The sequence below is a fragment of the Paenibacillus caseinilyticus genome (assembly GCF_027533645.1).
Classification (GTDB): domain Bacteria; phylum Bacillota; class Bacilli; order Paenibacillales; family NBRC-103111; genus Paenibacillus_G; species Paenibacillus_G caseinilyticus.
Genome location: NZ_JAQAGY010000016.1, coordinates 84,208 through 107,917, shown reverse-complemented (window position 1 = coordinate 107,917; position 23,710 = coordinate 84,208). Strand labels below are relative to the sequence as shown.

Genomic DNA, 23,710 nt, shown 5'->3' with positions numbered 1-23,710 from the left:
TTCTAGCAGCCTCCCAGCCATTATCCTTTGATCGAGCCGAGCAGGGCTCCTTTGGCGAAGTGCTTCTGGAGGAACGGGTAGACGAGCAGGATCGGCAGCGTCGCTACGACGATAACCGCCATCTTAACCGTCTGCTCCGGAGGAGCGGTGAAGCCGTCGCCCAGGTCCGACGTATCGGCGCTGATGCCGCTGGCCAGGATGACGATCTGGCGCAGAATAACCTGTACCGGCCATTTGGCGGAATCATTGAGATACAGAATCGCCTGCTGGTACGTGTTCCAGTACGTTACCGCGTAGAACAGGGAGATCGTGGCGATGGCCGCCATGGAGAGCGGAATCACGATCCGGAACAGAATGCCCCAGTCGCTGCAGCCGTCAATCTTCGCGGACTCTTCCAGGCCGTCAGGCAGGTTCTGGAAGAAGTTGCGCATAATGATCAGGTTGAAGGCGTTGATGGCGCCCGGGATGATCAGCGAGCCATAAGAATCGATAAGTCCCATTTCCTTCACCACGAGGAACGTCGGGATCATCCCGCCGCTGAAGAGCATCGTGAAGACGACGAGGAACATGATCGGTCCGCGGCCGTCGAGATCGCGGCGGGCCAGTCCGTAAGCCATCAGGGAAGTGAGGAACATACTGACGAAGGTTCCGATTGCGGTGACCATGATCGAGACGCCCATCGCCTTGAACAGCGTATTGGTCGATAGAATGTAGCGGTAAGCATCGAGCGAGAAGACCGTCGGGATGAGTACGAACTGCTTCTCCGCCAGCTCCTGCACCGTGGTGAACGAGCCTGCAATCACGTGGATGAAAGGCAGCACCGTCACGAGACCCACAATAGCCAGCAGGATGTAGTTGACGGTATCGAATACGCGGCTGCCGAGCGATTTATCTTGATTCATAGAGGTGTCTCCTCCGTTTCTCTCGTTGAATTAGTAGATGCCGTCTTCGCCGGCTTTCTTCGCCATCCAGTTCGCCGCCATGACGAGCATGAGGCCGACCACCGATTTGAAGAAGCCGATTGCGGTCGAGAAGCTGTATTGCCCCTGCTTGAGGCCTGCGGTGTATACATACGTATCGAAGATCTCCGCCACTTCGCGGTTCATCGAGTTGAGGAGCAGGTAGATATGCTCGAAGCCCAGCTCCAGCACGTCGCCGATCTTCAGAATGAGAAGGGTCATGATGACGCTGCGTACGGATGGAAGCGTAATATGCCAGATTTGGCGGAACCGTCCTGCCCCGTCCATGCGGGCGGCTTCGTACAGTCCCGGGTCGATGGCCGACATCGCTGCCAGATAAATGATCGTGCCCCATCCGGCTTCGCGCCAGATCACCTGCAGAATGTACATCGGGCGGAACCATTCGTTGCTGAGCAGGAAGTTGATCTTCTCAAAGCCCATCATCACCAGAATTTCATTGATGAGGCCGCGGTCCATCGAGAGCATCACGAACGTGATCGAGACGATGATAACCCAAGACATGAAGTGCGGCACATAGACCAACGTCTGCACCCATTTCTTGAACATCGCATGGCGCACTTCGTTGAGCATCAGCGCCAGAAGGATCGGTACCGGGAAGTAGAACGCGAGGTTCATCCCGAAGAGCAGCAGCGTATTACGCAGGATCGTGAAGAACATATCGTCGGCGAAGAGCCGCTCGAAGTGCTGGAAGCCTACGAAGGGACTGCCTGAAATGCCGAGATAAGGCTTGTAATCCTGGAATGCGATGATCAGCCCCCACATCGGGACATACTTGAAGATAAGGAAGAACAGAAGCCCGGGCAAAATCATGAGGTAAATGGCGCGGTTCTTGAGCATTCTTTTGAACAGACCGGATTCCTTGCCCCGCTTCTTGGCGATGGCGGCGGACTTGGCTGCAACTTGATTCATGACTCGCACTCCTCTCCTGGAAGTAGGGGAGCGTCCCTTGGGAATCTTCCGGACCGCTCCGCAGCTCTACTGTCTCTATAGGTGATTTGGATTATTTCTTTTGGGATTGCTGGAATGAAGCGTTGTACTCCTCGATAATCTTGTCGCCGCCATCCTTGCGCCATTTGTCCACGGCACTCTGGAAACCGGCTTCGTCGATCGCACCGAGTATGAATTTGTATGTCGCGTCCTTGATGCCTTCCTGCAGTCTAGGACCCTTCTCCGTGAACGTCATGGAGTCCAGCGGCGCGGTCGGATCGTGGATGAGAATCGCATTGTTGTCCTTGACGAGCTTCTCGGCTTTGTCCTTCACCGGAAGCGGATAGTAGCTTTCCTTGAAGCCCTTGATCGTACTCTCGCCGCCGACCTGCAGGGCTTGATACGGCTTGATCTCCCGGTCCGTCAGCTTGATGTCGTCCACCTGGGCAACCTTGCCCTCCATCAGACTGTAATGCTTGCCTTCGATCCCGTGATAGATCAGGTTGCCGAGCTCGGGGCTCATCAGCTGGTCATAGAACGAGAGCACGCGCTTTAGCTCGGCTTCGGTTTTGATCGCCGATTTGGGGAAGAGCACCGCCGAGCCGTAGCCCGGGATCGCCCAGATTCCCGCTTTGCCTTGCGGCCCCGTAATCCGGTTGGCCACGTCGAGCTTCATATTCGGGTTCACGGCGATCAGCTTCTGGTACAGGGACTGCGCATCGGGAAGCGATCCGATATACATACCCGCCTTGCCGGTAATGAAGAGGTTCTGCTGGTCCGTCTTGCTCGTCACCGGGAAGTCCTGATTGATCAGCCCTTCCTGGTGCAGCTTCCGGAAGAACTTCATCGTCTCCAGATACTGCGGGGATGTGAACTCGGGCGCCAGCTTGCCGTCCGTCTCGCCCCAGCCGTTCGGCGTGCCGTAGTAGGAAGCGACTGTCTTGAATGCCCCGTAGACCAGATCGTTGCGGTCGGTCAGGCCGATCGTGTCGTTCTTCCCGTTCTTGTCCGGGTCCTTCTCCTTGAACGCTTTCATCATGGTGTAAAGGTCTTCGGTCGTCTTCGGCTCGGGAAGCCCCAGTGCGTCCGCCCAGTCTTTGCGGTAGATGACGCCTTGTCGGGACAGCGGGCGCTCCTGGTAGAGCGAGTAGATCTTGCCGTCGACCGATGTATTGCGCAGTACGTTCGGATCCAGGTTCTTCAGGTTCGGATATGCCCCGAGCAGCGGGCCGATCTCCCAGAACTGGCCGCCGCGGATGGCATCGCGGAACATGAGCAGGGAGGTCTGGTTCTTCAAATACGTAGCCTGCGGCAGTGTGCCTGTTGCGAAGGAAGCGTTCAGCTTCTCGTCATAGCTTCCGTCCGGCACCCATTGGATCGTAAGTTCGGTATTCGTCTTCTCTTCCACCATCTTCTCGATGGCATCGGACGGTACCTCGGCTGTATGCAAATTCGCCATGATGGTGATTTTGGCCGGACCTGCTGATGCTCCTTCACTGCCTGCTTGGTCTGCGGGAGACGAAGAATTCGAAGCGCAGGCCGTCACCATGGATGCCGTAATCGAAGCGATAAGAAGCAGGCTGCCGTGTGTCTTGTTCATAAGTGAAGTTCGACCTCCCGGATAGGTTCGCAATCGTTGTACCTGGATGCTCTGGCTGTTGTTCCGCGTTACTGCAGGATTGCCGTTTGTCTTGCACTCAGCATATAATGGAGTTCGGCGGTACGTACATAATCCTGCGATTGGGAGCTGCCGCTCTCCTGAAGCAACAAGCCCTGCTGGCGGGGATAAGCCCCGGATTGCAGGCAGAGCCAATGTAATGATTATTTTGACGCAAATGATTATTGCCAGCGTTTCGCGGCTATCCCTACAATGGTTACTTGAGAACTGTCTTGTACCGGATGGAGAAGGAGGGCAACACCTTTGAGCAAGTACAGTTGGTATACCAAGATGATTCTGTTCGGCTGCATGCTCAGCATCTTGCCGGTGCTCGCGCTTGGCCTATTCTCCTATCTGAAATCGTCCGAATCGATTCAGAGCCAGGTGAACCTCGGCAATATTCAGATCATGAAGCAGACCAACGGGAACGTGGAACAGGTGCTGAAGCGTCTGGACCAGAACCTGACGAACCTCAGCAACTCGACGCTGATGCAGGATGCACTCTACAGCCCGCTGGATTATTACAACTTCCAGATCTATAACAACCTGCGGCGTGAGATGAGTCTCATGCAATCGATCGACACGCTGGTATCCGATATCGTATTGATGAACGAGGCCAACGGCTGGGTGGTCAACAACTCCGGGTTGTTCGCGCTCGAGAGCTATCCGGCCAAGGTCAAGCTGCAGGAATACCAGAAGCTCCCGCTGAACTCCACATGGGTGCTGCATAAGAGCGGCACGCTCGGGGAGACCATGCCGGGCAGCTGTGCCTATACTCTGACGCAGGTGCGCAAGCTGCCGCTCCTGAGCTCCGAGAAGCGCGGCGTCGTCTATGCCTCCATTCCAGCCTGTTCGCTCGCCTCCATGATCAAGGACGACACGAAGAAGCAGGATGTGATGATCTTCGATAAAGACTTCCGCATCATGGTGCATCCCGACGAATCGTTAATCGGCAAGCGCTTACCGGAAATCGGTTACATGAACGAAGAAGACCTGCCCCGGTTCCGTGCGGAGAAGGTCGGGCAATTCGAAGTCAACCTGCCTTCGGGACCGACATCCGTTACTTACGTGCACTCGGAGTTTAACGGCTGGATCTATGCTTCGTTCACGGAGATCGGCGCCATTACGGAGGAGGCCCGTTCGATCGGCTGGTTCACGCTGTATGTCTGTCTTGTGCTCGCCGGCATGTCGGTAGGCGCCGTATGGCTCGGGTCGCGCCGGATGTATACGCCGATTCGCGGTATCGTCCGGGCCATATCGGACAAGCTCCCGGACCCGGCGGACAAGAAGCAGAACGAATTCCAGCTCATTCATGAGCATATTCAGGATATGTTCCGCTCCAATACAAGCCTGAAGCACGAGCTTCACCAGAATACCCAGCAGGTCCGCACCTTCTTCCTGACCCGCTGGTACCAAGGCAACGTGAAGCAGGGCGAGCTCGAAGACAAGATGGCGCTGTACGGTTATGCGGCTTCCATCGCCTCCTGGGAGCACCTTGCCGTTCTCACCCTGCAGATCGACCGCCTGGAGCAGACCCGCTATGATGCCAAGGATCTGGACCTGCTGCTCTTTGCGGCCAACAATATTATCGAGGACCTGATCTCTGCCCAGAACCGGCTGACGCCCGTCATTGTGGATCAGACCCAGGTTACGCTGCTCGGCCAAGGGAACATGACGCCGGAGGAGTTCAATGCTTACTTGTATCAGGTGACGGAGTCCATTCAGTCGCATATCCGGTCCTTCCTGGATCTCGTGGTATCGATCGGGATCTCCCTGCCCTTCCGTACCCTCGCCAAGGCGCCGCGCGCCTACCATGAAGGCATGGAAGCGCTGAAGCACCGGCTGAAGCTCGGCGAAGGCGTCATTATCCACTACGCCAACGTGAACTCCGGCAAGCACACGCTGATTTCTCCTTTCCCCCAGCAGGTGGAGAACGAGCTTGTCGATTCCATCAAGCTTGCGGACGAAGAGCGGGCGAACGAGCTGCTCACACAGTGGATGGGCGAGGTGTTCCGGAAGGAACGCACACCGCAGGAATACCAGACGTCCCTGGTCCGGCTGCTCAACCACCTCATGACCGTCATGCAGGAATCGGGCATAGCGCTTAACGTCATTCAGCCCGAAGACGGTTCCCTCTACGAAGAGCTGCTCGAGCTCTATGTGCCCGCGGATATCGAGAAGTGGTTCCGCAGGCGGATCATCGGGCCAATGACCGGTGTGTTCCGCGACCGCAGCGATTCGCAGTACCGGAGCTTGTCGGAAGAGATCATCGATCTCATTCATCAGCATTTCGATACGGACCTGACCTTGGAGGAGTGCGCGGCCAAGCTGCATTACAATGCATCGTACCTCAGCAGCGTCTTCAAGAAAGAGACCAACCTATCGTTTAGCGACTACCTGACGACGTACCGGTTCCAGATGGCGAAGCAGTGGCTGATCGAGACCGATATGCCGATCAAGGATATCGCCCAGAAGCTCGGCTATAACAATCCGCAGAACTTTATCCGCTCCTTCCGCAAGCTCGAGGATATGACGCCCGGCCAATACCGGACCAAGTATGCGGGCAAGGAAGGGTAGCGTGAGTCCTCACACCGTCAGGGGTAGTCGCCCACTACCGAGTTCATTGGACAGCAGCTGCGTCGTATTATGCGGGAAATGTGTTACCGTATCCATTTATGGGCATATACCCCAATGGAAATTTCGCCGATAAACAAAAAAGAGCGGATGTCCCAGACGGGAATCCGCTCTTTCGCAGTTGATTCTTACTCGCTTGCTTTCGTTTCACGGGCAGCGCGTTCCTGCTCCATCTGCGCTTTCAACTCATCGACCGTGATGCCTTTCTCGGCTGCACGCTTCTCCAGCTTCGCTTCACGCTCCTGCTCCATCTGCGCCTTCAGCTCGTCGACCGTGATGCCCTTTTCGGCTGCGAGAGCTTCAAAGTCCGGGCCGCCGTGGCCGCCCTTAGGACTGCCATGCCCGCCGCGCTCCTGCTCCATCTGCGCTTTGAGCTCATCTACCGTGATTCCCTTCTCCGCGGCCATCTCCGTCAGCTTCGCTTCACGCTCCTGCTCCATCTGCGCCTTCAGCTCGTCGACCGTGATGCCCTTTTCGGCTGCGAGAGCTTCAAAGTCCGGGCCGCCGTGGCCGCCCTTAGGACCGCCATGCCCGCCGCGCTCCTGCTCCATCTGCGCTTTCAGCTCATCTACCGTGATGCCCTTCTCCGCGGCCATCTCCGTCAGCTTCGCCTCACGCTCCTGCTCCATCTGCGCCTTCAGCTCGTCTACCGTGATGCCCTTCTCGGCTGCCAGAGCTTCGAAGTCCGGGCCGCCGTGGCCGCCCTTAGGACCGCCATGCCCGCCGCGCTCCTGCTCCATCTGCGCCTTCAGCTCGTCGACCGTGATGCCCTTCTCGGCTGCGAGAGCTTCCAGGTTCTTGCCTCCGCGGTCTTTCTTGAAGGTCATCGACTTTACTACCGATGTGCTTCCTGTATCGGATGTTGTTGTCGAGGCTTCCGCAGCAAACACCGAGCCCATAGCTCCGATCGCGAATACGGCACCCAGTGTTGTTGCGATGACTTTCTTATTGAAGTTTTTCATGTGTAATTCCTCCTGTTAGTTTAAGTTTGGGGTTATCTGCTTGTTTCTGCTTGTTGTTGTCCTTGCCTTTCTTACAAGACCTATCTTACCTCCCTTAACTGAATGCTTCCTGAGTGCCCGCTTTGAGTTTGCTGAAACGAAACACGTGCTGCTCTCCCAGACCATCCCCGGCAGCACCTTCCTGCCATCTTCCTGCCGCGGCAGCATCCATAACAACAAACGGCACCCTGCCGCGCAAGTGGCTGCGCGGCAGGGTGCCGTTGTCTAACCTATGGAAATATAGTTCCTTTCAGGGCTTCGGGAGGGTGACCTTAAAGGTACTGCCTTCGCCTTCCACGCTGAAGACGGCGATGGTTCCGCCGTGCGCATCCACAATGGACTTTGTGATCGCCAGGCCCAGTCCGGCTCCGCCGTACTTGCGCGTACGGGACGAGTCGCTCCGGTAGAACCGGTCAAACAGAAGGGGCAGATGCTCTGCCGCAATGCCCGGACCGTTGTCTTCTACGGACAAGTGTACGCCCTCCTGCGACGATTCGGCAATGATCCGGATCCGGCCCTGTTCCTCAACCGTATGCTGCACCGCATTGTGGAACAAATTCAAGATCACCTGCTTCATCTTGTCGGCATCGTAAGCGCTCCGGAGTTCCGGCTCCAGCACGAGCTCGAGCTGCCGGGCGCCGGCCAGCAGCCGGAGCTGAGGCTCCATCTCCCGGACGACGCGGTCCAGACTGCCTTCCTTCAGCTCGATATGAGGCGTGCGGTCGAGCTTAGCGAGCTGGAGCAGATCGTTCACCAGCTTGTTCATGCGCGCAGACTCGCCATGCATGCTGCGCAGCGCCTTATCCAGCTGTTCGGGCTGTTGGGCCGCACCGCGCAGCAGCACTTCGAGAAAGCCGTGAATCGAGGTCAGCGGCGTCCTCAGCTCATGGGACGCATCGGCGACGAAGCGGCGCATGCCTTCTTGGAGCTCTTTCTCCGCCTCGAAGGACGTCTCGAGCCGCTCCAGCATCCCATTGAACGATTCGGCCAGCCTGTCAATCTCATGCTGCCCTTGGTAGGCAGGGAACCTTGTAGCCAAGTTCCCTGCGTCGATCTGCTCCACCGTGCCGACCATATTGTTCAAAGGCACCAGCGTCCGGCGGAGCACCGGCAGGAAGCCGAGCAGACCGAAGGCCATCGCGAGCACCGACAGCAGCAGGAAGGTCAGGAGCTGCCGGATCAACACCTCCTTCATCGGTCCGGTTGGCGTACTGATCTGCATCAGCCCTTCCGTTCGTCCCGGTCCCGACGGAACGGACTGCAGCACCACGAGCTGCTCGACTCCCGCACTGTCCGCCGCTACCCGGTAGTTCGTACCGAGCCCTTTGCGCTTCATCGCGTCCGTATAGATGGCCGCGTCCAGCTGGGGGGGCTCCCCGCTGCCGGGCCACTTCGACAGCACCGTGAACTGGCCCTCAGCCCCAACATGAACAATCGCCGAGTCGGGGAATACCCACGGCTGGCGTCTGCCCCCCTGCGGGTTGCCGCCGGTCCCGGGGCTCGTCTGTCCGCTGATCTGCCCGGCGTTGTCCTGCTGGCCGTCGGCCTGACCCGCCTCGCCAGACTGGCCGACGCCGACGCCGGCCTCCCCGGGCATGCCGCTGCCTTGCCCCGTGCCGCCCTGCGGCATACGATCCTGCTGCGCATCCCCTTGCAGCAGGTCGCGTGGGATCGACATCACCTGCCGCTGCATCGTCTCGGCCTTGTTCTTGTAGATGAAATTTTTCATCACGACATACTGGAACAACCCGATGAGGATCAGCAGCACCGCCAGAATCAGCAGGGAACGCGAGAGGAGCTGAATGCGGAGGGAACCGCGCTCGGGAAGCAGGCCCTTTCTCCTATTCCCCGCCCTCTTCATGACAAGTCCAGCCTGTATCCGGCCCCGCGGAGCGTCCGGATCAGCGTGTGCTCTTTATCCTGCAGCTTCTCCCGCAAGGAGCGGATATACACCTCGACGATATTCTCTTCCCCGCCAAAATCATAGCCCCAGACTTTATCCAAAATCATGGATTTGCTGAGTACCAGCCCGTGATTGGTCACCAGAAACTTCAGCAGCTCGTACTCTGTCGGCGACAGCTCCAGCAGCCGGTCGTGGAGATGAATTTCTTTGCGCCGGTCGTCCATCCGGAAGGGCCCCTTCACCACTTCCCCGAACAGATGCGGGAACTGATTGCGGACTCTTGCCTGAATGCGCGCGAGCAGCTCTTCAAAACTGAACGGCTTCACCATGTAATCGTCGGCCCCGAGGTTCAGGCCCTTCACCCGGTCGTCCACCTCGTCTTTGGCTGTCAGCATAATGACGGCGAGCTGCTCCGTTTTCTTCAGCATCCGGCATACTTCAAAGCCGTCCATCCCCGGCATCATCACATCAAGAATGGCGATATGCGGCTGGAATTCTTTTGCTATCGTAATGGCGGTCATCCCGTCCGGTGCCGTCCGTACCTCGAACCCTTCATTTTGCAGCCCGAGCTCCAGAAACTGCAGAATGTTCGGCTCATCGTCCACCAGCATGATGCGAATGCCTTTCACTTGTGCCATGGCTGTCGCCCCCTCTTCCTATCTGCTATAGGATAGTATCCCATCTCTTCCTGAATCCTTGCTGAAGGCGTGCTGAGAATACCATGAAGCAATGAAAGCAAACCAATGAAAGCAAACCAAGGAATACGCCCTTATGCCATGCAGCGTGAAGCTTGCCGGCCCGTCTTCATTGTACCTTAGACAGTGGAGCTGTAACAAAAGAGGGAGCTGCACGCCCGAAACCCAGCCGCCGGCCCGCACGACACCAGCACCATTGCAATCACAATCGCGGGAATAAAATCATGCCGGCAGACGTATCCTTTGGGTAACAAAAACCAATGAACCCGGAACCAGTGAGGACCCTATGCTGTTATATAACCTGTTAACGCCGGAAGAAATCCAAGCCCTTGTCCAACCGCCCATCGAAGGGTCGCAGCCGCTTGCGGCTCCCCCGCCCGGCTTCTATGGCTGCGGCCAGAGCATCCGTGCCATTCGCGAGCGCAAAGGGTGGAGCAGTGCGGAAGCGGCTTCCCGTACGGCCCTGCCTCCCGATCTGCTCCGGGCGTGGGAGCAAGGCGAAGCGGCGCCGAACCTCACCCAGTTGCTGCAACTCTCCGAAGGCTTCCGTGTATCCGTCGATGAACTGCTGCTGAGCAGCCGTTTCCCTGCCGCTTCGGAAGGCCGGCCGCCGGCCCGGATTCCCGAAGGCACGGCCTCTCTAGCCGACCGGCTGACGTATCTGCGCACTTCCCGGCGGCTGACCCGTTCCGAAGCAGCCGCGGAGATGGGCTTTTCTTATTCGGAGCTTACTTCTTACGAGAGAGGATACCGTCTTCCCGAGCTTCAGGCCTTCCTGGCCCTCGTTCACTATTACCATACATCCGCTCACCTGCTCCTGACGGGCTCCGCCTCTGCGCCGGACCGCCCGGAAGCCGCGACATCCATGAATATGCTAGAGCTTCTGGAGGGGCCTCTGTTTTATAAGGATGTTCCACTGGGACCGGCCATAAAGCAAAGGATATCCGACCTTCTCCAAGGGTATGAGCTTGCGATGAAACAAGCGCCTCCGCCCCCGCCTGACAAGTGAGGCTGAGCCGGAGGGAAGCCTTGTGCCCGGAAGGAACAGACACCCCAGCTCTCCCGTAGAGGCTCAGCCCCGCAGGAGAGTCTGCGGTGTTTTATTCATTTCCCGCACGAACACGCTCTTCCTATGTTCCAAAAATGCCCTTGAATTCCCACCCCATCATGCTATAATCTTCTTAAATGATAATGATTATCGTTCTTACATAGTCTTATATTCTGCTCAGCTGCAGTATGCCGCTGTATTCCGCTAGGAGGACATACGTTTGGAACGTTTATATACGGAAGGACTTTCCATCGCTTATGGGGAGCAGCCGATCGTGGATAATTTGAATCTGCCGGTTCCCCACGGACGGATCACCGCTTTGGTCGGAGCCAACGGCTCCGGCAAATCTACCATTCTGAAGACCATGGCCCGGATCATGAAGCCCCAGAAGGGCGGCGTCTTCCTGGACGGCAAGTCGATCCATGGGCAATCTACCAAGGAGGTCGCCAAGCAGCTCGCCATCCTGCCGCAGAATCCAGTAGCCCCCGAAGGGCTTACGGTATCCGAGCTCGTGACCTATGGCCGTTTCCCGCACCAAAAGGGCTTTGGCTCGCTTACGGCCGAAGACCGCGAGATGGTGCGCCGGGCCATCGAACGCACCGGAATGGCCGAATTCCATGACCGGCCCGTCGACCAGCTCTCCGGCGGGCAGCGCCAGCGTGCCTGGATCGCCATGGCGCTGGCTCAAGGCACCGAGATCCTGTTCCTCGACGAGCCGACCACCTTCCTCGACATGGCCCACCAGCTTGAAGTGCTGAAGCTGCTCGAGACCTTGAACCGGGAAGAACAGCGTACCGTGGTCATGGTCGTGCATGATCTCAACCATGCTTCCCGCTATGCGCATCACATGGTAGCGATCAAGCGCGGCCGTGTGGTGAGCAGCGGCTCCCCTGCCGAAGTCATGACGCAGGATGTGCTCAGGGAAGTATTCGGCATCGAAGCTGACTTGATTCCGGACCCCCGCACCGGGGTGCCGCTCTGCCTCCCCTTCGAACTGGCCCATGCCGCTGCCCCCTCGGGCTCTGACCCCGCGATTCCGACCCTACAGCACGCTGCGGCATCCGCCCGCTGAACCATCCCGCGCCCCCCCAAGCCTGACCTCCCAGCTTGCTCTTCGGGAAGCCAGGCTTGGTTCCCCTAGACCAAGCCTACCTGCAGGCCGAACAGCCTTCAGGCTGCTGCCTCAAGGCTCCTCCGCCGCACTCCGGTTACCCTTCTTTTAACTCAGGCGTGCCGTATGCTGCTGTATTCCTGCGCGCCTTCAACCAGGCGAGCAGCTCCGCCTCCGGCAGCGGCTTGCTGTAGAAGTAGCCCTGGACCGCATCGCAGCCCAGCTCCCGCAGCACCTCCACCTGCTCGGCGGTCTCCACGCCTTCCGCCACGACCCGCTGGCTCAGGCTGTGCGCCATAATGATCATCGCCTTCACGATATGACGCGTTTGCGCAGCCGTCACGATATCATCGATCATCGATTTATCCAGCTTGAATATGTGGAACGGCAGCATCTGAATGACCGAGAAGGTGGAGTACCCCGTTCCGAAGTCATCCATGGCAAGGCGTATGCCCCGGCCGGCAATCTCGGTGAACAGATGAAGCTGATGATGCTCTTCCGAGATCGTCGTGCTCTCCGTCATCTCCAGCTGAAGATATCCTGGCGGGAACCCGGTCTTCTCCAGAATAGAGTCGACATGCTGTAGGTAATCGCGGCCCGCGAGTTCCCGGTTGGAGACGTTGATCGAGATCGACCACTCGCCTCCCCCCTCATCCAGCCAAGCCCGGCCCGTCCGGCAGGCTTCCTCCAGCACCCAGCGTCCGAGCTCCACGATCGAGCCGTTCTCCTCGGCAAGCGGGATGAACTCCCCGGGCGGACGGACGGTGCCGTCCTGCTCCACCCAGCGGATCAGCGCCTCTACGCCGCATACCTCTTCGGTCTGCAAGTCCACTTGGGGTTGGTAATACAGGACGAAGCGTTCTTCCTTCAGGGCTTCAGCCATCTGAAGCTCCATGGTGCGCGTGCTCTCCTGGGCCTGCTTCAGTTCGCCCGTAAACCAGGCATAACGCCCGCGCCCGCTGCGTTTGGCCTCATACATGGCCATATCGGCGTACTGCAGCAGCTGCTCGGGGTTCGTTCCGTAGGCCGGGGATAGACAGACCCCGATACTGGCCGATACGGCGAGCCCCTCCCCTCCATGCTCGAACGGCTCCCGCAGTCCTTCCAGGATGGCCTCGCAGACCCGCTCCGTTTCTTCCTCCGTGCCTTGGAAGAGCAGGGCGAACTCATCGCCGCCCAAGCGGCAGATGAGCTCGGCATCCCCCGCCCTCGTCTGCAGGACGCCAGCCACATGCCGCAGGAGCAGATCGCCTACGTGGTGTCCCCTCGTATCGTTGACGTGCTTGAAGTGGTCCAGGTCCATCATCAGGAGGGCCACCGCCGCGTTCTCCTGCCCCTCCTGTCCAAGCAGAAGCTCGGGCAGCGTCTCTTGCAGCCGCCGCCGGTTGCCTAAGCCTGTCAGGGGATCATGGTAGGCCATGAACATGATTCGCTCCTCGGCCTTGACGCTCTCCGTGATATCGCGGATAAGCAGGTACTCATACGGCTCCCCTCCGGAGAGAATCTGCTCTCTCTCCACTGTTACGATCCGCTGCGTGTGGCCTGCTTCCAAAGGCATGGTGACATGAGTTTCTTCGTTCTCCGAAGCTTCTTGTCTCCGCCGGGGTCCCTGGTAGGGGGCAAGCAGGTCCTTATAATTCACCTTTAAGAGAAAAGCCTTCGGGCGCCCGAACAGCTCTTGGGCCGCCGGGTTCGCTTCGATGACCCTCTCGTGCCTGTCCGCCAGTAGGATTGCCACCGGGGAACGCTCATACAAGATTTTGTACCTGCGCTCAATGGACGGCAGAAACTCATACCTTGTCATCGCATACCGGATCATGAAAGCGAACAGAATAAGTCCCATCATACTGGGCTCCGGATAACTGAAAGCATCGGTGAAGAAAAGATAGTGATTGAAATAAGAAAGGCCTATGCAGATGGAGCCTCCCAGAAGGAAGGCCCACAGGATGAACCGGACCTGTTTCCTCTTGTGCGGCATACCGCCTGCACGGCTGACGAATTTCATGCCTTGATACAAAAACCGGGAACAAGCAGCAATCGTATATACCGCCGCAATCATAATCACCGCGAAAAGAGCGAGACTGGGCTGGGCATCCTTCCATACCCCCCGCTCCATGAGGTGTACCGATACGTACCGAGAAGGAATGAGAAGCAGCAGGGAGCAGGCCGCTGGCCAATAGCTTACCACGACTACCCTGAGCCGGGACCAATGATCATACCGGCCCGTAATCCGGATCGTCAGATGCAACGCGAAGGACATAATAAAGAAAGAAGGAATCAGCTTGAACCAGAGAACCATGGCCGCTGCGTAATCCGCCGGGAAGACACTGGTGAGGAAGCCTGAGGTAAACAGAATCATGATGGAATAAAACAACCATGATGACAACCTGTTGAGCAGCGTGCGGGCACGAAGCTGGACCTCCACCGCTATGTAGAAGAAAAATCCGATGGGCAGCATATAGCTGAAAAGAGAGAGAAGAAACAACCAGGCAGACATCTTGAACATCTCCTCAAACGCGTTATCGCTTATACCCGTTCAACCCACGCCCCGCCCTGCGCATGGCGCAGGGAAGGCATGGGTTGGTCAAACGGACATATTTCATTTTTTACCTCTTCGGCTTCCTACATCCGGAAAGCTCCCACCACTTCTTGAAGCTCGTCGGCCATCTTCGAGAGCGTCTGGGCGGCTGCACCGACTTCTTCCATCGAAGCCAGCTGCTGCTCGACCGCTGCGGCGATGCTCTGCGTACTGTCCATGGCCGTATTCGAGATATCGGAAATTTGCTCTACGGCTTCCACCATGGTGCGGGCATCCTTACGGATCACCGCCGCGGAGCCGGAGACGGCCTGCACGCGCCGGAACGTATCTTCCACCGCGGCCAGAATACCGCCGAAAGCCGTCGTCACCTTCTCGGCCGTAGCCGTGCCTTCATTCACGGCTTGGTTGCCTTCGTTCATCGACTGCACAGCCCGGCTGATCTCATTCTGGACTTCGCTGATCAACCTCCGGATATGGTCGGCGGCCTGTGCGGACTGCTCGGCCAGCTTGCGAACTTCGCTGGCAACCACCGCAAATCCCCTTCCCTGCTCTCCCGCACGGGATGCCTCGATAGAAGCATTCAACGCGAGCAGGTTCGTCTGGCTGGAGATCGTCGTGATCAGGGAGATCATCTCACCAATCTCTTGGGACTTCGTGCTGAGCTCATTCACGATCCCCGTAGACTGATGCATGTTAGCTTGAATGCGTCTCATCTGCTGCGTAACTTCCTCGACGGATTGGCTGCCGTTCTTCGCCTGATCGGAGGTGCGGGAAGCTCCCTCGTTGACTCCGTCGATCCCCTCGGCGATCGAGTGAATCTGATGGGAGATTTCCGTAATCACCTGCTTCGATGAAGAAACAAGGAGCGCCTGCTTGTCCGAACCGCTGGCCACATGGCCTACGGAATCCGCAATCTGCTCCGTTGCCTTTGCCGTCTCTTCGGCACTTGCCGACAACTGCTCCGAGGTCGATGCGACCATGTGGGTATGCAGGGATACCGAGCTGATCATCTCTCTGAGCTTCTGTGTCATGTCGTTCAGATTTTGGCCCATTTGGCCGAATTCGTCGACCGTCTGGACTTTGATGCTGTGCGTCAGATCCCCGGAAGCAATATGTCCGGCCATCTCATTCGTCTTGCGGATTTGCCCCTTCAGATACCGGCTGAACAACACGATAATCGCCGCCATCAGGAGGATCGCTGCGATCCCGCCGACGGCCAGAGACAGCACCAGCTTATGCAGCGGCTCCTGAAGCTCCTTCTCCGGCATGACCAGAGCCAGCACCCATCCGGTCTCCGGAACCTTCCGGTAATAGATACGGTTCGTACCTTGCTCATCCTCGTAAGAAGCTTCTCCGCCCTCTCCCGCTAACATCCCTGTTCCCAGAGCAGCCAGAGAAGCATTCGGATCTTGGGTGATGCCGAGCTTCATGATCTTATCGGCTGCCGGATCGGATAGATAGGTCCCCTGTCCGTCGAGCAGGAAGGCCCAACCGGTCTTCCCCACGGCGGTCTTCTGGATAAGTTCCTGCAGACTGGACAAATTGATATCTCCGGTAGTGACTCCGAGCAGTTTACCCGATTCCGTATAGAATGGAACGGCTGTCGTTACCATAGTTACCTTCGTCAATTCATCATAATACGGAGCCGTATAGGCAAACTTGGCCTGAGATTTCGAGACGATTTTGTACCAAGGCTGATTCGGATAGTCGTAAGCATCCGTATTATATTCTTCCGTGTGGGCGAAGCCGTTACCCTCTCTGTGGCTGTAGGTCGAGAAATACTTAAGATCCGGCTTATAGCTGTAAGGTTCGAAAAAGACCCCCAGTCCGAAGGTATCCGTACTGCTTCCAAGCCCTTTGGCGGTAGCGGCTACGTAGTGATCGAGAGTCCAAAGGGATGGAGCGGTCTCTGTAGTTCTTGCGATCATCTCCGCTACTTTCCGGTGGGTCAGAAGCTTCGCATCAATCTGTCCGGCCACGCTGCCGAGCTGCCCCTGCATCTTGTCCTGGATCTCTCGGTTGATGAGATTCTCACTGCTGTTATAAGCGTAGGCTATCATGGATAAGAGCGTAATGGTTATCAAAGGCACGACGGCCAGCATCGTTTTGGTTTGAATGCTCTTGAGTTGAAACATGTTGGGGTGATCCTCCTTCTAAATCTTGTTTTAGCTGCGATACATTATATATCGGCTGATCCAAGCTTTTTATTTGCCTTATAGAGCATGCAACTTTTGTCACCGGGGCCAGTGACTCTCCCTTGCCGTTATGACAAAAAAATCCCTCCGCCAAAAGACGGAGGGACGATGCATGCAGCTGAATTACTTCTGAACCTTCACGGTAGTCTGGCCGGTGACCAGTACTCCGTTCACATTGCCTTGGAAGACCAGCGTCACTTCGGATCCGTTCCAAGTGAAGTCGGAACGTTCGAACTTGAACTGTCCGTTCTTCGCCTGGTTGTAGTAGCCGTTGTTGCTCGTCAGCGCCTTAACGCCGTTGACGCGGGCTGTGTTCAGATCAAAACCCTGTGTGCTGTATCCTGCAGGCAGGCTTACACGTACGGTGAACACGCCGTTGTTGCCTTTGATCACGCCAGGTGTCACTTCAATCGTTGCCGGAACAGCTACCGCTATCGTCTTGCGGATCGTCGTCACGTGTCCCGCCTGATCCGCGGCTGTCACAGTAATGGTGTAAGTGCCCGGCTTGTCGAACTTGAGCGCTGTGCCGTTCGCCGCAGCGGATGCTGCTGCGTTCGGTGCAGCCACCGTCATCGACTCAGAGGCAATGCCCGACTGGCTATCCTTCGCCGTATAGGCGAGCTTCACGGATTCGCCCAGGTTGTACGTTTCTTGCAGATCCATAGCCACCACTGGGGCGGTACGGTCGATGCTTACCTTTACTTGCTTGGATTCTTCCTTATTGCCTGCAGCATCCACGGCGTAGAAGTTAACCGTGCTTGTGCCTTCAGCCGTAATCTTAACGGATGTACCCTCGGCATAAGCAGCGCCGTTCACGGAGTAGAAGGTCTTCGCCACGCCGCTTGCCGCATCCGATGCTTTGAAGCTTACCGTCACATCTTCTTTCGTCCAGCCGGCAGGTGCGGAAGCTTCGGTTACCGGTGCCGTGCGGTCGATCTGCACGGACACTTGATGCGCCTCTTCCTTGTTGCCTGCTGCGTCTACGGAGTAGAAGGCAATGGCATGGGTACCGTCCGTGCCAATTACGGCAGCAGTACCTTCTGCGTAAGGAGCACCATCTATGGAGTAGTAAGTCGCGGCGATCCCGCTGAGTGCATCGGCAGCCGCCAGTTTCACGGTTACTTCTCCTGCGGACCAGCCGCTTGGAGCCGCCGCTTCTGTTACAGGAGCGGTGCGGTCGATCACGACTTCCGTTGTTTGTGCCTTCTCTTCATTACCCGCTGCGTCTACGGAGTAGAAGGATACGCTGGTCTTGCCTTCTTCCGTTACCTGAACGGAAGAGCCTTCCGCGTACGGAGCGCCGTTCACGGAGTAGAATGTCTTCGCTGCACCGCTCGCCGCATCCTCCGCGGCGAAGCTTACTTTGCCTTCGGCGGACACATCCGCCTTCGTTACAGGTGCCGTGCGGTCCATACGGACTTGTACGCTGCGGACCTGCTCCTTATTGCCGGCTTGGTCTACCGAGTAGAAGGAGACTGTCGCAACCCCTTCGCTGCTCACTACAACCGAGCTGCCTTCGGCATACGTGCCGCCGTTGATCGAGTAGAAGGTATGCGCCACGCCGCTGCCGGCGTCCGCTGCCTTCAGGCTCACCGTCACATCTTCCCGCGTCCAGCCTTCCGCCGCGGAAGCTTCCGTGACCGGTGCCGTACGGTCGATCACCACTTCCACGCTTTGGACTTTCTCTTCGTTGCCTGCCGCATCCACGGCGTAGAAAGACACTTGATTGACGCCGTCGCCGCTGACTTCTACCGAAGTACCTTCGGCATAAGGGGCACCGTTGACGGAGTAGAACGTCTTGGCCGTGCCGCTGGCCGTATCGGACGAGGTCAGCATCACCACTCCCTCAGGGGATACCACGGAGGAAGTTACCGGAGCCGTACGGTCGATATTCACGGTTACCGTATGCGGCTCTTCTTTATTGCCTGCTTTGTCGACCGAATAGAAACTGATCGTATGCGTGCCTTCTTCGGTCAGCGTTACCGCCGTACCCATCTGGTATTCTCCGCCGTTCACGGCAAAGTATGTTGTTTCTACGCCGCTCTCGCTGTCTGCAGCCGTCAGGGTAACGACACGATTGCCGCTCGTCCATGCTGTCGAGGCATCCGACGAAGTTACCGGTGCGGTCGTGTCCGTCACGAGACGGGCGGTTACCGTGTTCGAAGGAACCGACTCACCGAAGGAGTTGCTGAAAGAACTAACATAGAACTCATGGTTGGCATACGGCAGATTCGTTACCGTATATGACAGATTGTTCAAGTTATTCATGAGGGCGACCGGCTTGCCGTTCACGATCTGGTATACATTGTAACCATTGGCATAAGTAGCGAACGTCCAAGTAATCTGTGCCGTCTTGCCGTCGACCAGCTTGAGGCTGGCGGTAGGCGGCTGCATCTCCGGATAGATGATATTCTCGCTCCAGCGTACGGACGGAGCCGATTCGCCGAAGCGCGTGCTGACGGCTGTAACTTCATAGTGATGCGTCGTTTCCGTCAGGTTGTATACTTTGTAAGTGAGCGCGGCGCCTTTGTACAGAAGCTGTCTTGTATCGCCGGTTACTTCGTATAACCGGTACTCGTTAGCCCACGTCACCGCGTTCCAAGTGAAGGTCATATTGTTCGCATTGAATACCGAGCCCTTGAGTACCGGAGGCTGAACTACCGGCCACACGAGGGTGAACGTCAATTTGGCTGTCTCAGCCGATTCGCCGAAGCGGTCGCTGAAGGATGCGACTTCATACGTGTACGTGCCTTCCGGCAGACCCGTTTGTACATGAGAGAGAGAAGTTACGGTTTTCTTCAGCACACGCTGTCCGTTCTCGATGGCATAGACCCGATAGGCGGTCGCATAGCTTGCACTGTTCCAAGCAAGCGTGAGATCATTGCCGGTCGAAATCGTATAGCGGAAATTCGCCGGTGCCTGCATAGCCGGGAAGTCAAGGGTGAAGGCTACCGTGCTGCCTTCGGCCGATTCGCCGAACCGGTCGCTGACCGAGTGAACCACATAGGTGTAATCACCCTCTGGCTGGTTCGTAAAATCAGCAGAAGTAGTGGTAACGGTTTTCACCAAGATCTTGTCGGCGCCTTTGACCTGGTACACCTTATAGGATGTGGCATACGTCGCCGCCGTCCATCTCAAGGTCACATTGTTCCCGCTCGAGATGCTCTGTGTCAGGTTCGCTGGAGCCAGTACGGTTTGTTGGTCTACCGTAATCGACACTTCACTGCCGACCGGGGACTCGCCAAAGCGGGTGCTGACCGAGTGAACTACATACTTGTGTTCGCCATTGGCGACTTTGCTGTTGGTGACGGTTAGGGACGTTGCCGTCTTCAGCAGCACCTTCTCCCCGTTCACCACTTCATAGATTTTGTAGCTGTTCGCGTAAGTGGCAGCGCTCCAGGTCAGAACCACATCGTTCCCGTTCTGCACCTTCGCGGCAAGTCCTCCCGGAGCGGCCATAACCGGATAGACGATAGGCACGGACAATTCTGCGCCAACCGGAGATTCGCCCAGTGTAGCAGAAACGGAATGTACGGCGTACTTATAATCGCCGGCCGGCATGCCCGAGTAGACGGTCGTAGTACCCGTAACCGTGCTCTTCAGTACTTTCTCTTCGCCGTTCACCGTATAAATCTTATAGCTTGTCGCATAGGGAGCAGCCGTCCATTTGAGTGTAAGGTCGTTCCCGTTCGAGACCGTGTAAGTCAGATTCGTTGGAGCTTCCATCGTCTGTCCGGCCATTGTGAAGGTTACCTGTGTACCTTCGGCAGACTCACCGAAGCGGCTGTTATAAGCCTTCACTACATAGAGGTAATCGCCAGGCTGGATGTTCGAGAATGTAACGGTAAGAGCGGACACGGTGCTCTTCAGCGTAGGGGTCCCATTCACAATCTGGTATACTTTATAACCCGTTGCATTAGCCGCCGCCTCCCAGCTAAGCGAGAAGCTGGTTGCACTCTTGACAGCTTGGACAACATTCGCCGGAGGAAGCATAACCGGCACTTCCACCGCCTGGGTAACTTCACTGCCTTCGGCTGAATCTCCAAAACGTGTGGAGTAGGAATATACTTTATACGTATAATTGCCGCTTGGCTGGTTCGAATACGTAACGGTCAACCCGCTTACCGTGCTCTTCAATACCGGTTGTCCGTCCACGATCTGGTACACCTTGTAGCCGGTCGCGTTCGCAGCGGCCGTCCACGTCAGGACGATGTCGTTCACATTCTGCAGCTTGGAAGTCAGGCCGCCCGGAGCGCTCATCGTAATCGAGCCTACGGATACAGCTACTGCAGCCGCATCGGCGGAATCGCCGTAGCGCGTACTCGTGGAGCGGATCTCAAAGCTGTAATCCCCGGCTGGCTGGTTCGTGTAAGTCACGGTTGTGCCGGTTACCGTACCTTTCAGTACAGGCTGCCCATCTACGATCTGATAGACCTTATATCCCGTAGCGTTAGCGGCGGCCGTCCACGTCAGGACGATGTCGCTGCCGTTTTGAATTTTGGCTGCCGGACTGCCGGGAGCTGCCAAGGCAACAGCGGCAACCGTCAGGGAGAGGCGGCTTCCCTCAGCGGACTCGCCGAAGCGGTCGCTGTAGGAACGGATTTCATAAGTGTAATCCCCCGCCGGTACATTGGTGAATGCGGCTGTGGCGGTAGTAACCGTCTTTTGCAGGACAGACTGTCCGTCCACGATCTGATACACTTTATAAGAAGTAGCATAAGGGACCGTATTCCAGCGGATCGTCACATCACTGCCGTTCGACAGCGTGTATGTAGGATTGCCAGGAGCCGCCATGATCGGCTTGCCCACTGTAACCTGCAGCGGAGCACCGGGCTGCGATTCGCCGTACAGCGAGTTCACGGCCGCTACCGCATACGTATATACCCCTTCTTGGGCGTTCGTTATAGTGAACGTCCGGGCAGAAGTGCTCGTGATCAGCGAGGTTGCGCCATCCGCAGCGAGGCTGTATACGTTATAGGTCTGGGCGTTCAGGGAAGCCCCCCAGTTCAGTACGATATCATTACCGTTCTGAACCGTATACGTCAGCGTAGCCGGAGCGGACATCTCAGGGTAGACTACATCCACTTGGATCGGAGCTCCGGGACCCGACTCTCCTTCCGCGCTCAGCGTAGCTACCACGTAGGTGTAAGAACCTTCCGCCAGGTTGTTCAGCGTATAGGTAGTTGTTGTTGACTTGGCAAGCGGCTTCAACTGCCCGTCGCCGATTTCGTAGATCTGATATCCCGTGGCTCCAAACACAGAAGACCACGTAAGCTTAACATCATCCGGCGTCACATACTGCGAGGCCAGATTGCTCGGCGGCAGAATGGATGAATTGGTCTCCGCGAATGCGGCAGCCCCCGGAAGAACCAACTGAAGCGTCAGCAGTAAAGAAACTAAGAATGAAAAATGTGCGCGAAACGGTTTGCCCATGAGTTTAGTCCTACCTTTCTTGGTGTGTGAGGGGCATAGGTCCAATAAAAAAAGAACCTTGGACAAGGTTCATAGGCAATGAGCTATGATTCCTTGTGGCAACCGGCTGCCTTCCATATGGAGATGTCTCCTATGGTTCAGGCCCTGTGGCTTTGCGTCACGCAGTTTCCTGCGTTTTGCCCTTTTCACTTGAATATGATAACTACAAATCTATCATATTCTTTTTGGGCCCAATTGTCTATAGTAAACCATGCCATTCATAGGTACATATACCTCATAAAAATCATTTTATGTCGAAAATATTGCGATAATCCCTCACTCTTCCTCTATTGGAAACCCTTCCCTACTTACAGTACAATGGATTCACGAGCAGCTAACGAAAGCTTGTTTGTTCATAGCCCCAATGGCTTGGAGCTACCTTATTGTCATCTCCCCCCTTATCCTAATGGTCATCTATAAAGGAGGACTTCTATCATGCCTGTTAACCAGCAAATCCTGCTCGCCAGCCGTCCGGAAGGGATGCCTTCCGAAAAACATTTCCTCTACCGGGAATCGTCCCTGCCTGTACCTGGAGATGGTGAAGCTTTGATCCGCACGCTATACCTCTCCGTCGATCCTTATATGCGGGGCCGCATGAGCGGTAGAAAGTCCTATATCCCTCCCTTCGCTGTGGGAGAAATGATCTCTGGCGGGATCGTAGCCAGGGTCGAATCCTCACGTACGACGGAACTCCAAGAAGGAGATCTCGTGCTGGGAAACCTGGGCTGGCAGCGTTATGGAGTCGTGAAGCCCAGCCAGGTGAACAAGCTGGATCCTTCCCTCGCGCCGGTCACCACCGCTCTCGGCATCTTGGGCATGCCAGGTCTTACGGCCTACTTCGGCCTGCTCGATATCGGCAGGCCGAAGAGCGGTGAGACAGTCGTCGTCTCCGGGGCCGCCGGTGCGGTCGGCATGATCGTCGGCCAGATCGCCAAGCTGCACGGCGCACGGGTGATAGGCATCGCAGGCTCCGATGAGAAGAACCGCTATCTGGTGGAGGAGCTTGGCTTCGACGCCGCGCTCAACTACAGAACGCAGCCGGATCTTCGTGCTGCCTTGGAAGAAGCCTGCCCCCAAGGCGTCGATGTCTACTTCGATAATGTCGGCGGCTCCGTGTCCGACGCGGTGTTGTCTCTGCTGAACCACGGAGCCCGGGTTCCGTTATGCGGTCAAATCTCCCTCTACAATCTCGAGCAGCCGGATGTCGGCCCGCGGATGCAGACGGCGCTGCTGATCAGCAGTGCGCTGATGAAGGGTTTTATTGTAACGGACTATGCTTCCCGTTTCCCGGAAGGTATCAAAGCTCTTGCCGGGTGGCTGAAGGAAGGCAGGCTGAAGTATGCCGAGAATATCATCGTGGGATTCGAGAACGTACCGGCCGCTTTCCTTGGCCTGTTCTCCGGTGACAATCTGGGCAAGCAGCTTGTGAAAGTATCGGATTGAACGTTGTTCTGCAAAACCTCCTTCCCCATGTTCTACCAAGCCTTTGGCAGCAGCTCTTCCGTGCGGAGGAGCTGCTTCTTTTATCGGCGTGATTCTATCCAGAGT

13 protein-coding genes and 1 riboswitch are annotated in these 23,710 nt (G+C 56.8%); of the genes, 4 read left to right on the top strand and 9 right to left on the bottom strand.

What is annotated here, in order from left to right; translation table 11 throughout:
• Window positions 1-20: 20 nt before the first annotated feature.
• From O9H32_RS21815 to O9H32_RS21805, 3 genes are all read right to left on the bottom strand, one after another.
• Window positions 21-902, bottom strand: a complete 882-nt coding sequence (locus O9H32_RS21815) for a carbohydrate ABC transporter permease (RefSeq protein WP_269868242.1) — start codon at window positions 900-902, stop codon at window positions 21-23.
• Window positions 903-932: 30 nt separating this feature from the next.
• Window positions 933-1,889: an ABC transporter permease gene (locus O9H32_RS21810; protein WP_406627364.1), complete on the bottom strand. Its 957-nt coding sequence runs from the start codon at window positions 1,887-1,889 to the stop codon at window positions 933-935.
• A 91-nt stretch (window positions 1,890-1,980) separates the two neighbouring features.
• A complete protein-coding gene (locus tag O9H32_RS21805; protein ID WP_269868241.1) occupies window positions 1,981-3,507 on the bottom strand; it encodes an extracellular solute-binding protein in 1,527 nt (508 codons plus the stop codon).
• Window positions 3,508-3,828: 321 nt separating this feature from the next.
• Between O9H32_RS21805 and O9H32_RS21800 the strand changes: the two genes are divergently transcribed.
• Entirely contained in the window at window positions 3,829-6,141 is a 2,313-nt protein-coding gene (locus O9H32_RS21800) for a helix-turn-helix domain-containing protein (protein ID WP_269868240.1), read from the top strand.
• Window positions 6,142-6,326: 185 nt separating this feature from the next.
• On the opposite strand, the gene O9H32_RS21795 is transcribed toward O9H32_RS21800, so the two are convergent.
• The 3 genes from O9H32_RS21795 to O9H32_RS21785 all read right to left on the bottom strand — a co-directional run bounded on the left by O9H32_RS21795 (window position 6,327) and on the right by O9H32_RS21785 (window position 9,740).
• A complete protein-coding gene (locus O9H32_RS21795) occupies window positions 6,327-7,160 on the bottom strand; it encodes a hypothetical protein (RefSeq protein WP_269868239.1) in 834 nt (277 codons plus the stop codon).
• Between the two features lie 289 nt (window positions 7,161-7,449).
• Entirely contained in the window at window positions 7,450-9,060 is a 1,611-nt protein-coding gene (locus tag O9H32_RS21790) for a sensor histidine kinase (protein WP_269868238.1), read from the bottom strand.
• Window positions 9,057-9,740, bottom strand: a complete 684-nt coding sequence (locus O9H32_RS21785) for a response regulator transcription factor (protein ID WP_269868237.1) — start codon at window positions 9,738-9,740, stop codon at window positions 9,057-9,059. The genes O9H32_RS21790 and O9H32_RS21785 overlap by 4 nt, the downstream gene beginning before the upstream one ends.
• Window positions 9,741-10,083: 343 nt before the next feature.
• Here O9H32_RS21785 and O9H32_RS21780 point away from each other — a divergent pair, with 343 nt between their 5' ends.
• Together O9H32_RS21780 and O9H32_RS21775 are read left to right on the top strand one after the other, a co-directional pair.
• Complete coding sequence (locus O9H32_RS21780; protein ID WP_269868236.1) at window positions 10,084-10,806, top strand: helix-turn-helix domain-containing protein; 723 nt, start codon at window positions 10,084-10,086, stop codon at window positions 10,804-10,806.
• A gap of 259 nt (window positions 10,807-11,065) precedes the next feature.
• Complete coding sequence (locus O9H32_RS21775; protein WP_269868235.1) at window positions 11,066-11,917, top strand: ABC transporter ATP-binding protein; 852 nt, start codon at window positions 11,066-11,068, stop codon at window positions 11,915-11,917.
• A gap of 136 nt (window positions 11,918-12,053) precedes the next feature.
• Here the strand turns inward: O9H32_RS21775 and O9H32_RS21770 are convergent, their stop codons facing one another.
• The 3 genes from O9H32_RS21770 to O9H32_RS21760 form a co-directional block, all read right to left on the bottom strand.
• The gene (locus O9H32_RS21770) at window positions 12,054-14,453 is read right to left on the bottom strand and encodes an EAL domain-containing protein (protein ID WP_269868234.1); all 2,400 of its coding nucleotides are present in this window, start codon (window positions 14,451-14,453) and stop codon (window positions 12,054-12,056) included.
• A 125-nt stretch (window positions 14,454-14,578) separates the two neighbouring features.
• A complete protein-coding gene (locus O9H32_RS21765) occupies window positions 14,579-16,630 on the bottom strand; it encodes a methyl-accepting chemotaxis protein (RefSeq protein WP_269868233.1) in 2,052 nt (683 codons plus the stop codon).
• 183 nt (window positions 16,631-16,813) lie between these two features.
• The gene (locus O9H32_RS21760) at window positions 16,814-22,123 is read right to left on the bottom strand and encodes an OmpL47-type beta-barrel domain-containing protein (RefSeq protein WP_269868232.1); all 5,310 of its coding nucleotides are present in this window, start codon (window positions 22,121-22,123) and stop codon (window positions 16,814-16,816) included.
• A 94-nt stretch (window positions 22,124-22,217) separates the two neighbouring features.
• Window positions 22,218-22,314, bottom strand: a riboswitch (cyclic di-GMP riboswitch).
• Window positions 22,315-22,597: 283 nt separating this feature from the next.
• On the opposite strand from O9H32_RS21760, the gene O9H32_RS21755 reads away from it, so the two are divergent.
• A complete protein-coding gene (locus O9H32_RS21755) occupies window positions 22,598-23,605 on the top strand; it encodes an NADP-dependent oxidoreductase (RefSeq protein ID WP_269868231.1) in 1,008 nt (335 codons plus the stop codon).
• The last annotated feature ends 105 nt before the right edge of the window (window positions 23,606-23,710 follow it).

What these genes read in the sequence shown, in the direction of transcription:
- O9H32_RS21815 (WP_269868242.1), bottom strand. Translation starts at nt 902, where the DNA reads ATGAATCAAGATAAATCGCTCGGCAGCCGCGTATTCGATACCGTCAAC.
- O9H32_RS21810 (WP_406627364.1), bottom strand. Translation starts at nt 1,889, where the DNA reads ATGAATCAAGTTGCAGCCAAGTCCGCCGCCATCGCCAAGAAGCGGGGC.
- O9H32_RS21805 (WP_269868241.1), bottom strand. Translation starts at nt 3,507, where the DNA reads ATGAACAAGACACACGGCAGCCTGCTTCTTATCGCTTCGATTACGGCA.
- O9H32_RS21795 (WP_269868239.1), bottom strand. Translation starts at nt 7,160, where the DNA reads ATGAAAAACTTCAATAAGAAAGTCATCGCAACAACACTGGGTGCCGTA.
- O9H32_RS21790 (WP_269868238.1), bottom strand. Translation starts at nt 9,060, where the DNA reads ATGAAGAGGGCGGGGAATAGGAGAAAGGGCCTGCTTCCCGAGCGCGGT.
- O9H32_RS21785 (WP_269868237.1), bottom strand. Translation starts at nt 9,740, where the DNA reads ATGGCACAAGTGAAAGGCATTCGCATCATGCTGGTGGACGATGAGCCG.
- O9H32_RS21780 (WP_269868236.1), top strand. Translation starts at nt 10,084, where the DNA reads ATGCTGTTATATAACCTGTTAACGCCGGAAGAAATCCAAGCCCTTGTC.
- O9H32_RS21770 (WP_269868234.1), bottom strand. Translation starts at nt 14,453, where the DNA reads ATGTCTGCCTGGTTGTTTCTTCTCTCTCTTTTCAGCTATATGCTGCCC.
- O9H32_RS21765 (WP_269868233.1), bottom strand. Translation starts at nt 16,630, where the DNA reads ATGTTTCAACTCAAGAGCATTCAAACCAAAACGATGCTGGCCGTCGTG.
- O9H32_RS21760 (WP_269868232.1), bottom strand. Translation starts at nt 22,123, where the DNA reads ATGGGCAAACCGTTTCGCGCACATTTTTCATTCTTAGTTTCTTTACTG.
- O9H32_RS21755 (WP_269868231.1), top strand. Translation starts at nt 22,598, where the DNA reads ATGCCTGTTAACCAGCAAATCCTGCTCGCCAGCCGTCCGGAAGGGATG.